This window comes from Streptomyces atriruber, assembly GCF_001418325.1.
GTDB lineage: Bacteria > Actinomycetota > Actinomycetes > Streptomycetales > Streptomycetaceae > Streptomyces > Streptomyces atriruber.
Genome location: NZ_LIPN01000175.1, coordinates 1 through 10,583, shown reverse-complemented (window position 1 = coordinate 10,583; position 10,583 = coordinate 1). Strand labels below are relative to the sequence as shown.

Genomic DNA, 10,583 nt, shown 5'->3' with positions numbered 1-10,583 from the left:
CCCACAGCCACCCCGGCCTAGGATGCCTCCTTCCCCGCCTCCCCCGTGGAGCGCCGCCGCCCGGACGGAAACCGGCCGGCTCCTCGCCTGAGCCGAGCAGTACCAGAGCAGAGGCCCGCACACGACACCGCTGAACCGCCGGAGGCACCCCGTGCACGCGCACGCCCAGTCCGAGTCCGAGTCCGAGTCCGTCGGCTCCCAAGACCCCCTCGCCCGGGAGCGCGGCCATCTCGCCGCGTCCCGTTCCGCCCTGCGCGCCATGCGGGAGGACGCCGAGGCCCTCGACATCCGCGACGTCACCGCGAACTGGGTGAACGCCGCCGTCCTGGAGCGGCAGCTCGACGACCGCATCAAGTCCCTCGCCGACCTGGCGCACACCCCGCTGTTCTTCGGGCGCCTCGACTATCTGCACGCGCCCGGCGCCGAGCAGGCGGAGGGCGCGGCGGGCGAGCAGTTCTACATCGGGCGGCGGCACGTGCACGACGCCGACGGGGACCCGATGGTCATCGACTGGCGTGCGCCGGTCTCCCAGCCGTTCTACCGGGCCTCGAAGAAGGACCCGATGGACATCGCGCTGCGCCGCCGCTTCGGCTACACGGCCGGTGACCTCACCGCGTACGAGGACGAGCACCTCAGCGACGCCACGGAGGCCGTGCGGACCAGCAAGCTCCTCCAGCAGGAGATCGAGCGGCCGCGTGTGGGGCCGATGCGGGACATCGTCGCCACCATCCAGCCCGAGCAGGACGAGATCGTCCGCAGCGGGCTCGGCGGCAGCGTGTGCGTGCAGGGCGGGCCAGGGACCGGCAAGACCGCCGTCGGCCTGCACCGGGTCGCCTATCTGCTGTACGCCCACCGCGAGCGGCTCGCCAGGACCGGCACCCTCGTCATCGGGCCGAACGCCTCCTTCCTGCACTACATCGAGCAAGTGCTTCCCGCGCTGGGCGAGTTGGAGGTCAAGCAGGCCACCGTCGACGACCTCGTCGCGCATGTGGAGGTGCGCGGCACGGACGACTCCGCGGCCGCCCTCGTGAAGGGCGACGCCCGCATGGCCGAGGTGCTGCGCAACGCCGTGCGGTCGCACGTCACCCTGCCCACCGAGCCGCTCGTGGTCGTGCGCGGCTCGCGCAGGTGGCGCGTCCCGGCGTACGAACTGGAGGAGATCGTCCGGGAGTTGCTCGCGCGGGACATCCGGTACGGCGCCGCGCGGGACGCCCTGCCGCAGCGCATCGCGCATGCCGTGCTGGTCCGCATGGAGCAGTCGGGCGAGGCGCCGGACGACCGGGTGCAGGACGCGGTGGCCCGCAACGCCGCGGTGAAGGCGGCGGTGAAGGCCGTCTGGCCGCCCGTCGAACCCGCGAAGCTCGTGCTGCGGCTGCTGTCCGACGCCGACTTCCTCGCCGAGCACGCCGAGGGGATCCTGGACGAGGACGAGCGGAAGGCCGTGCTGTGGGCGAAGCCCGCCCGGAGCGTGCAGAGCGCCAAGTGGTCGACCGCGGACGCCGTCCTCATCGACGAGGCCACCGACCTGGTCACGCGCACGCACTCCCTCGGCCATGTGGTGCTCGACGAGGCGCAGGACCTGTCACCGATGCAGTACCGCGCGGTGGGCCGCCGCTGCACGACCGGCTCGGCGACCGTGCTGGGGGATCTCGCGCAGGGCACGACGCCCTGGGCGACGCGGAGTTGGGACGAGGCCCTCGGGCACCTCGGCAAGGGCGATGCGGTGGTGGAGGAGCTGACGGCCGGTTTCCGTGTGCCGCGCGAGGTCATCGCGTACGCCTCGCGGCTGCTGCCGGACATCGCGCCGGGTCTCACGGCGGTCGACTCGGTGCGTGAGTCGCCGGGTTCGCTCGCGGTCCGGCACGTGGCGTCGGCCGGGGGCGCCGAGGGCGGCGCGGCCCTGGACGCGGCCTGCCTGGAGGCGTGTGCGGAGTCGCTGCGGCAGGAGGGTTCCGTCGGTCTGATCGCGGCGGACGCCCGGATTCCCGCGCTGGCCGCGGCGCTGACGGCGGCCGGGGTCACGTATCTCGGTCCCGGCGAGGAGACGACGCCCGACACCCGGCTCACGCTCGTGCCCGCGTCCCTCGCGAAGGGCCTGGAGTACGACTACGTGGTGCTCGACGAGCCCTCCGCGGTGGTGGCCGGCGAGCCCGACGAACGGACGGGTCTGCGCCGCCTGTACGTGGCGCTGACCCGTGCCGTGTCGGGCCTGATCGTCGTGCACGCGACCGGCCTGCCGGGGCAACTGGCTTAGGGTCTGCCCTCCTTGAGACCGTCCTTGCGGTCGTCCTCCAAGCCGTCCTTCAAGCCGTCCTTGAGGCCGTCCGCCGCGTCGTCACCGGCGGACGGGGCGCGGCCGGGCTGCGAGGCGGCGGGCAGATGCGTGGCGATGAGCACGATGCCCGCGAACGTCACCATGCGGATGGCCGCGTCCAGGCCGTTCCAGGCCTCCGACTGCCACATGGCGAACCATTCGCCGCCGATCCCGATGAAGCCCACTCCGAAGAGGAGGAGGATCATCATCAGGCCTATGCTGCCGGTCAGTTGGGCCCGGCGCAGCCCCTGGGGCCGTCGCAGGGCGCGGGCCCACAGGACCGTCGACGTGCCGAGGATCAGTGCGGCCACGGTCTCCCAGGCGATGATGGCGACGTACGCCGTGTCCTGCAGCGCGGTGGAGTCCACCGCCCGCCACCGCAGGCCGTTGTCCTTGAAGGTGGTGTCCATCGCCAGGACATGGCGTACGAACTGCTGGTTGGTCTCGAAGTCGGTGATGTTCCCGAACGCGACGAGTGCGATGTAGAGCGCGATCGTTCCCGTGAGCAACGTCGCGGCCACGGGCAGCGTTCCGGCCGCGAGCATGCGCTCCGCGGGACGCGTTTTCTCTGGTGTCGGCATGAAGTCCCCTCAGTGTCGAACCAGTTCTATCGCGTCCCGCGGAGAAACGATCACGCGGTGAAACGACGAGGTGGCTCAGCCGTCGAGCGCGGCCCGCCACTGGGCGACCGCCGCGGCGGAGACGGGCGCCGACCAGCCGTCGGGGCGGGCCGCCCCGCCGATGTGGAACGCGTCGACACCGGCCGCCCGCAGCCGGGGCAGGTGGTCGAGGCGCAGGCCGCCGCCGATGAGGAGCTGCGGTTCGTAGCCGGGCTCGCCCCGCCGGGCCGCCTCGGCGAGCAGGGTCGGCAGGCCGTCGTCGACGCCGTCCGCGGAGCCCGCGGTGAGGTAGGTGTCCAGGCCGGGCAGGTCGGCGAGCTGCTTGCGCAGGGCATCGCGGTCGGCGGCGCGGTCGATCGCCCGGTGGAAGGTCCAGCGGCAGCCGTCGAGGGCGCCCACCAGGGCCTCCACGGCGGGCAGGTCGGCGCCGCCCGCCTCGTCGAGGAAGCCGAGCACGAACTCGTCGGCGCCCTCGCTCCTGAGTTCACGGGTGCGGCGTACCAGTTCATCGATGTCGCCCACGGCGAATCCGTCGGCCAGCCTGAGCATGACGCGCAGCGAGATGTCGACGGAGGAGCGGATGGCGGCGAAGGTCTCGCGGGACGGGGTGAGGCCGTCCGCGGCCATGTCGGTCACCAGCTCCAGGCGGTCCGCTCCGCCGGCCTGGGCGGCGACCGCGTCCTCGGCGTCGAGGGCGATCACCTCCAGGACTGCACGCTTGCTCATGGATGTCTCTTCCTTCTGCTCGCTGCTCGCGATCCCGGGCACATAGGTCTAGTCCAATTACCAGCCTACGCGCAGAACACCCCGGCGCGAGGCGAGTCGCTCGCACCGGGGTGAGGGAAACATGCGGAGAATCCACGGGAAACCCCGTCAGGACAGCGGCTTGAATCCCCGCAGCCTCAAGCTGTTCCCGACCACGAAGACCGACGAGAACGCCATGGCCGCGCCCGCGATCATCGGGTTGAGCAGACCGGCGGCGGCCAGCGGCAGGGCGCCTACGTTGTAGGCGAAGGCCCAGAACAGGTTCGACCTGATGGTGCCGAGGGTGCGGCGCGAGAGCCTGATCGCGTCGGCCGCCACCCGCAGGTCGCCCCGTACGAGCGTCAGGTCACCGGCCTCGATCGCGGCGTCCGTGCCCGTGCCCATCGCGAGCCCCAGGTCGGCCTGGGCCAGGGCCGCCGCGTCGTTGACGCCGTCGCCGACCATGGCCACGCTGCGCCCCTCGGCCTGCAGCCGCTTCACCACGTCGACCTTGTCCTGCGGCATGACCTCGGCGATCACGTCGCCCGGGGCGATGCCGACCTCCGCGGCGACCGACGCGGCGACCGCCTTGTTGTCGCCGGTCAGCAGCATCGGCGTCAGACCGAGCGCGCGCAGCCGCTCGATGGCCTCGGCACTGGTGTCCTTGACCGCGTCGGCGACCTCCAGGACCGCCCGCGCCTCGCCGTCCCAGGCGACCGCGACGGCGGTACGTCCCGCGGCCTCGGCCTCGGCCTTGGCGCGCTCCAGCTCGACGGGCAGCCGGATCTCCCACTCCCCGAGCAGCTGGACCCTGCCGACCAGGACCGCGTGCCCCTCGACGATGCCCTGGGCGCCGAGCCCCGCGACGTTCGCGAAGTCCTCGGGGACGGGCAGCTCACCCACCTCGGCGGCGGCACCCGCGGCGACGGCCCGGGCGATGGGGTGCTCCGAGGAGTGCTCCAGCGCACCGGCCAGACGCAGCACGTCGGAGGCCGGGGTGCCGGGGGCGGTGTGGGTGGCGAGGAGGGTCATCCGGCCGGTCGTGACGGTGCCGGTCTTGTCCAGGACGATGGTGTCGACCTCGCGGGTGGACTCCAGGACCTCCGGGCCCTTGATCAGGATGCCGAGCTGGGCGCCGCGGCCGGTGCCGACCATGAGGGCGGTCGGCGTGGCGAGACCCAGGGCGCACGGGCAGGCGATGATCAGCACGGCGACCGCGGCGGTGAAGGCGGCGGTGAGACCGGCTCCGTTGCCGAGCCAGAAGCCGAGGGTGGCGAGCGCCAGGCCGATGACGACCGGCACGAACACCGCGGAGATCCGGTCGGCCAGGCGCTGGGCGGCGGCCTTGCCGTTCTGCGCGTCCTCGACGAGCCTGGCCATGCGGGCGAGCTGGGTGTCGGCGCCGACGCGGGTGGCCTCGACGACGAGCCGTCCGCCGACGTTCAGGGTGGCTCCGGTGACCGCGTCGCCCGCGCCGACCTCGACGGGCACGGACTCGCCGGTGAGCATGGAGGCGTCCACGGCCGAGGAGCCCTCGACGACCCTGCCGTCCGTGGCGATCTTCTCGCCGGGCCGGACGAGGAAGCGGTCACCGGCCTTCAGCTCGCTCACCGGCACGGTCTCCTCGCGCCCGCCGTCCCGCAGCACGGTGACGTCCTTGGCCCCCAGCTGGAGCAGCGCCTTGAGCGCGGCCCCGGCCTTCCGCTTCGACCGGGCCTCGAAGTACCGCCCGGCGAGGATGAACGCGGTGACGCCCGCCGCGGCCTCCAGGTAGATGTTCCCCGCGCCGTCGCTCCTGGCGATGGTCAGCTCGAAGGGGTGCGTCATGCCCGGCGTGCCCGCGGTGCCGAAGAACAGCGCCCACAGGGACCAGAGGAACGCCGCCGACGTGCCGACGGAGATCAGCGTGTCCATGGTGGCGGCGCCGTGCCGGGCATTGGTGAAGGCCGCCTTGTGGAAGGGCCAGGCCGCGTACGTCACGACGGGCGCCGCCAGCGTGAGCGACAGCCACTGCCAGTACTCGAACTGCAGCGCGGGGACCATCGCCATCGCGATGACCGGCACCGAGAGCAGCACGGCGGTGGTCAGCCGCTGCCGCAGGGGCCGCAGCTCGTCGTCGGCGGCCCGCTCCCCGGCACGGCCGCCGTCGCCGTCGCCGTCGTGCCCGGTGGGCGCGGGGGCGGGCTCCTGTGCGGTGTAGCCGGTGGCCTCGACGGTGGCGATCAGGTCCCGCACGGAGACGTCGTCGCCGCGGTAGGTGACCTTGGCCTTCTCGGTGGCGTAGTTGACGGTCGCCTCGACGCCGTCCATGCGGTTGAGCTTCTTCTCGATCCGGGCGGCGCAGGAGGCGCAGGTCATCCCACCGATGGCGAGTTCGACCTCTGCGGCGGACGCGGCCGCCTCGGCGGCGCCGGGTGCGGTGGGGGCCATGTCTGGGTCTCCTGTACGAGTGGGACGCCGATACCCCGGCCGGGTATCGCTGACGAGATCCATGTATACCCCTGGGGGGTACTCGACGCAAGAGCGGACGATCGCTTGACTTCATACCCTAGGGGGGTATCTTCGAGACACCACTTCGACCCGCGTAGGGAGCCGTCATGAACACCGGCCTGAAGATCACCGCATTCGCCGCGGCCGTCGCCGCCACCTTCGGCACCGCGTACGGCGTGGGCACGGGCATCGACCCCGTCACGGACCGGGAGAAGACGCCGACGGCACGGCACGGAGAACACGACGACCAGCAGAAGAAGAAGGCGGGCGGGCAGGAGCAGCCCCCCGGCGGCCTGCAGGTCTCCGACGGCGGCTACACGCTGAAGCTCGCGGACGCCCGCATCGAGGCGGACAAGAAGCAGCAGCTCCGCTTCACCGTCGTCGAGGACGCGACGGGCCGGAACGTCACCGCGTACGCCGAGGAACACGACAAGGAGCTGCACCTCATCGTCGCCTCACGCGACCTGACGACCTACCGCCACCTGCACCCGACGCGCGCGGCGGACGGCACCTGGTCGACCCCGGTCCGGCTGCCCGAGGCGGGCGGCTACCGCGTCCTCGCCGACTTCCGCCCCGAGAGCGCGAAGGAGGGCCTGACGCTGGGCGCGGACCTCGGCGTGGCGGGAGCGTACGAGCCGCGGGAACTGCCCGCGCACAGCACCACCACGGAGGTCGACGGCTACGACGTCACGCTGAAGGGCGAGCCGAAGACGGGCGCGGGCGGCGACCTCACGCTGAGCGTGGCGAAGAACGGCAGGCCGGTGACCGACCTGCAGCCCTATCTGGGGGCGTACGGGCACCTGGTGGCCCTGCGGTCGGGCGACCTCGCCTACCTCCACGTCCACCCGAACGGCACGCCCGGCGACGGGAGGACGAAGGCGGGCCCCGGTGTCTCGTTCGGCACGGCGGCGCCGAGCAAGGGCGCGTACCGCCTGTTCCTGGACTTCAAGCACGGGGGCAAGGTCCGCACGGCGGCGTTCACGGTGCACGCGGGCGGCGCGGCGGAGAAGGGCGGCGGACACGCGGCGCCCCGGGAGGACGAGGGCGGCGGTCACCAGCACTGATGACCGCCGCCCCGCCCGAAGGAAGACGCCGCCCCGGACTACGCGACTACGCGCCGGGCGCCACGGCCGCCAGCTCGTCGACACTGCCCGACATGACGGCCCGGATGTGCTCGGTCAGATGCTCGACGGGCCAGTCCCACCAGGCGAGTTCGAGCAGCCGGGCGATGTCCTCGTCGCCGAAGCGGCGCCGGATCAGCTTGGCCGGGTTGCCGCCGACGATGCCGTAGTCGGGCACGTCGTCGACGACCACGGCGCCCGACGCGATGACGGCGCCGTGCCCGATCCGGACGCCGGGCATGACGGTCGACCGGTAGCCGAACCAGACGTCGTTGCCGACGACCGTGTCACCCCGCCCCGGCAACCCGCTGATCAGGTCGAAGTGCTCGCTCCACGACCCGCCCATGATCGGGAACGGGAAGGTCGAGGGCCCGTCCATCCGGTGGTTGGCGCCGTTCATGATGAACCGCACGCCCTCCCCCAGCGCACAGAACTTTCCGATGACCAGCCGCTCGGGACCGTAGTGGTAGAGCACGTTGCGGGTCTCGAAGGCGGTCGGGTCGTCGGGGTCGTCGTAGTACGAGAAGTCCCCGACCTCGATGAGCGGCGAGGTCACGAGCGGCTTGAGCAGCACCACGCGGGGCTGCTCCGGCATCGGATGCACCACGGTCGGGTCGGCCGGCACGGAAGGACCAGTGGGCATCGCGCGGGCACTCCTCAACGGACTCGTCGGACGGACGTCCCATGATCCTCCTCAGTCGAACAGGGGCAACTCCTTTTCCGTGACGCCCGCCAGCTCGTACCGCGTGCCGGTCAGCGGCCGACCGGTGCACAGCCGGATCAGCGTCGGGGCGTCCCCGATGTAGCGGGCGGGCGGCCGCTTGCCGTCGGCGACGCCGAGGACCAGCGGCTCGTCCCGGCCGTCGATGTCCGCGTGCAGCGGCACGGGCGAGGCGGCATGCGCCGACCTGCTGAACTGCTCCAGCAGGGCCAGCGCGTCGACGAGGCCGTCACCGCCGTACGCGCCCGGCTTCCCCCAGGCCTCGCGCACGTCACCGGCGTGCACCCACTCGCCCAGCGCGACGCCGTCGAGGTACCCCTTGGCCGCGGCGATGACGGGCCCGGCCTCCGTCATGGCGTGCTCCAGCTCGTCCACGACGCGCGCGTGGGACCAGTCGGCGCGCTCGGCGATGTCGCGGTCGTTGCACTCGGGCGAGTACACGCCCTCCTCGAAGCGGCCCTCCACCACCCGCATCAGCGCGGAGCCGCAGTGCGCGAGCACGTGGCGCACGGTCCAGCCCGGACAGCAGGTGCGGATCTCGTACGCATCGTCGGGAGCGGCCCGCAACAGCGGTATGAGGGCGTCGCGTTCGGCACGCAGGAGGCGTCCGGCCCGCTCGGATTCGTATGTCTTCTCGTCGATGGCGGTCATGGCGGCAGCCAACCGCGTCCGGCCGCGCATGGCAACGGCCGCCCCGTGCGCTCGGGGCGGCGGGCTAGGGTCGACGCCATGGCCGACGACCAAGACCTCCACGCCCGCTGGGCCGCGACTCTGCTCCGCGCGAGCGGAGGCACGTCCGGCACACCCGGCACGCCGAGCGCTTCCGGCATCGACCCCGCCCCGTACGCGGAGCGGCTCCTCGCCCGCTGGGCCGAGCCGCAGCGCCGCTACCACACCACCGATCACCTGGCGGCGGTCCTCGACCACATCGACGTACTGGAAGAGCACGCCGAGGACCCCGAACTCGTCCGCCTCGCCGCGTGGTTCCACGACGCGGTGTACGCACCCGACCGCTCCGAGAACGAGGAGCGCTCCGCCCGTCTCGCCGAACGGGCGCTGCCCGAGGCGGGCCTGACGGAGGAGCAGACCGCGGAGGTCGCACGCCTGGTCCGGCTCACCGTCACGCACGACCCCGCCGAGGGCGACACCAACGGCGAGGCGCTGTGCGACGCCGACCTGGCGATCCTCGCGGCGCCCCCGGACGCGTACGCGGCGTACGCGGCGGCGGTCCGCGAGGAGTACGCGTTCGTGCCGGACGAGGCGTTCCGGCAGGGCAGGGCGGAGGTCCTGCGCCAGCTCATGGCGCTGCCCCGCCTCTTCCGCACCCCGTACGGGACGTCGCACTGGGAGACCCCGGCGCGCGAGAACCTGGCGACGGAACTAAAACTCCTGTCCCCCTGAGCCGGTCCTCCGTACGCTCACCCCCATGTTGCACATGGGTGGGGACCGGATCGACGAGGCAGTCGCGTACGCGGCCGGGGTGCTGCGCGCGGCGGCGGACCGCGACTGGGGCGTGAAGGCGGGCGGGCTCGACTGGAGCTGCCTGGACACGGCCGAACACGTCGCGGGTGTCTTCACCGCGTACGCGGGCCAGCTGACGGGCCGCGCCACCGACGGATGGGTCCCCTTCGAGGCCGTGTTCGACGAGGGCACGGGCCCCGAGGGAGCGATCCGCTCGATCGAGGCGACCGGCGGCATCCTGTCCGCGGTGGTCCGCACGACGCCGCGCGGCGTCCGCGCCTACCACCCCTACCCGTCGGGCGCCGCCGACGCGTCGGGGTTCGCGGCGATGGGCGTCACGGAGGCCCTGCTCCACACCCACGACATCGCCCGCGCGCTCGGCGTCGACGCGGAGCCGCCCGCGACGCTCTGCGAGGCGGTCCTCGCCCACCTCTTCCCGCACGTCCCGCCGACGCCCGCGGGCGGCACGCCCTGGACGACCCTGCTCTGGGCCACGGGCCGCGGCGACCTGCCGGGCCGCGCCCGCCTCCCGCACTGGCGCTGGCACAACTCCCATGCCCTGCCCGCGGGCGACCTCTCCCTGCGCGAGATCACCCCCGCCGCCGCGGCGGACCTCGCCGAGGGCGGCACGGGCGGACTCACCTGGCTCGGCGGCGCGCCCTTCGGCGGGACGCGGGCGGCCGCGGGCAGCCTGTTCAACAAGTACGTCGCCGGGGTGCACCGGCCCGGCTGGGGCGTGTACGCACTGGTCCGCACCGCGGACGAGCTGGCCGTCGGCGGCATGGGCTTCCACGGGCCGCCGGACGACAACGGGTGCGTGGAGGTCGGCTACGACCTGGTGGAGCCGGCCCGCGGCAACGGCTACGCGACGACGACCCTCCGTGCCCTCTCCGCCTGGGCCCTCACCCACCCCGAGGTCCAGTCCCTCCTCGCCCTCACCACCCCCGAGAACACGGCGTCCCAGAAGGTGGCCACGGAGGCGGGGTTCTCCCGCCTGCCGGACCGCACCCCGCATCGTGCCTACGGGCTGCACCGGGCCTGAGCGGACTTCTCCCTGCGACGCGCTGCCGGGTAGGAGCACCGAGCCCGCCGCTTCGCGGCGGATGCTTCCC

The 10,583-nt window shown here is 73.1% G+C and carries 9 protein-coding genes; 4 read left to right on the top strand and 5 right to left on the bottom strand.

Features of this window, described 5'->3' with window-relative positions; translation table 11 throughout:
- Positions 1 to 151: 151 nt before the first annotated feature.
- Positions 152 to 2,254, top strand: a complete 2,103-nt coding sequence (locus tag AOK03_RS19905) for a HelD family protein (RefSeq protein ID WP_055566661.1) — start codon at positions 152 to 154, stop codon at positions 2,252 to 2,254.
- Here AOK03_RS19905 and AOK03_RS19900 read toward each other — a convergent pair.
- The 3 genes from AOK03_RS19900 to AOK03_RS19890 form a co-directional block, all read right to left on the bottom strand.
- Positions 2,251 to 2,859 (bottom strand): DUF2165 domain-containing protein, encoded by a 609-nt coding sequence (locus tag AOK03_RS19900; RefSeq protein ID WP_063792527.1) that lies wholly within the window; start codon positions 2,857 to 2,859, stop codon positions 2,251 to 2,253. The two genes, AOK03_RS19905 and AOK03_RS19900, sit on opposite strands and share 4 nt — an antisense overlap.
- Before the next feature lie 111 nt (positions 2,860 to 2,970).
- Positions 2,971 to 3,660: a copper homeostasis protein CutC gene (locus AOK03_RS19895; RefSeq protein ID WP_055566660.1), complete on the bottom strand. Its 690-nt coding sequence runs from the start codon at positions 3,658 to 3,660 to the stop codon at positions 2,971 to 2,973.
- A 147-nt stretch (positions 3,661 to 3,807) separates the two neighbouring features.
- Positions 3,808 to 6,108: a heavy metal translocating P-type ATPase gene (locus AOK03_RS19890; RefSeq protein ID WP_055566659.1), complete on the bottom strand. Its 2,301-nt coding sequence runs from the start codon at positions 6,106 to 6,108 to the stop codon at positions 3,808 to 3,810.
- A 167-nt stretch (positions 6,109 to 6,275) separates the two neighbouring features.
- Between AOK03_RS19890 and AOK03_RS19885 the strand changes: the two genes are divergently transcribed.
- The gene (locus tag AOK03_RS19885; RefSeq protein ID WP_055566658.1) at positions 6,276 to 7,232 is read left to right on the top strand and encodes a hypothetical protein; all 957 of its coding nucleotides are present in this window, start codon (positions 6,276 to 6,278) and stop codon (positions 7,230 to 7,232) included.
- A gap of 46 nt (positions 7,233 to 7,278) precedes the next feature.
- Here AOK03_RS19885 and AOK03_RS19880 read toward each other — a convergent pair whose 3' ends face one another.
- Together AOK03_RS19880 and AOK03_RS19875 are read right to left on the bottom strand one after the other, a co-directional pair.
- Positions 7,279 to 7,932 (bottom strand): CatB-related O-acetyltransferase, encoded by a 654-nt coding sequence (locus tag AOK03_RS19880; RefSeq protein WP_055566657.1) that lies wholly within the window; start codon positions 7,930 to 7,932, stop codon positions 7,279 to 7,281.
- Between the two features lie 51 nt (positions 7,933 to 7,983).
- Entirely contained in the window at positions 7,984 to 8,661 is a 678-nt protein-coding gene (locus AOK03_RS19875; protein WP_055566656.1) for a maleylpyruvate isomerase family mycothiol-dependent enzyme, read from the bottom strand.
- 78 nt (positions 8,662 to 8,739) lie between these two features.
- On the opposite strand from AOK03_RS19875, the gene AOK03_RS19870 reads away from it, so the two are divergent.
- Both AOK03_RS19870 and AOK03_RS19865 read left to right on the top strand, forming a co-directional pair.
- Complete coding sequence (locus tag AOK03_RS19870; RefSeq protein WP_055566655.1) at positions 8,740 to 9,411, top strand: HD domain-containing protein; 672 nt, start codon at positions 8,740 to 8,742, stop codon at positions 9,409 to 9,411.
- A gap of 25 nt (positions 9,412 to 9,436) precedes the next feature.
- Entirely contained in the window at positions 9,437 to 10,513 is a 1,077-nt protein-coding gene (locus AOK03_RS19865; RefSeq protein WP_107098039.1) for a GNAT family N-acetyltransferase, read from the top strand.
- Positions 10,514 to 10,583 lie beyond the last annotated feature (70 nt).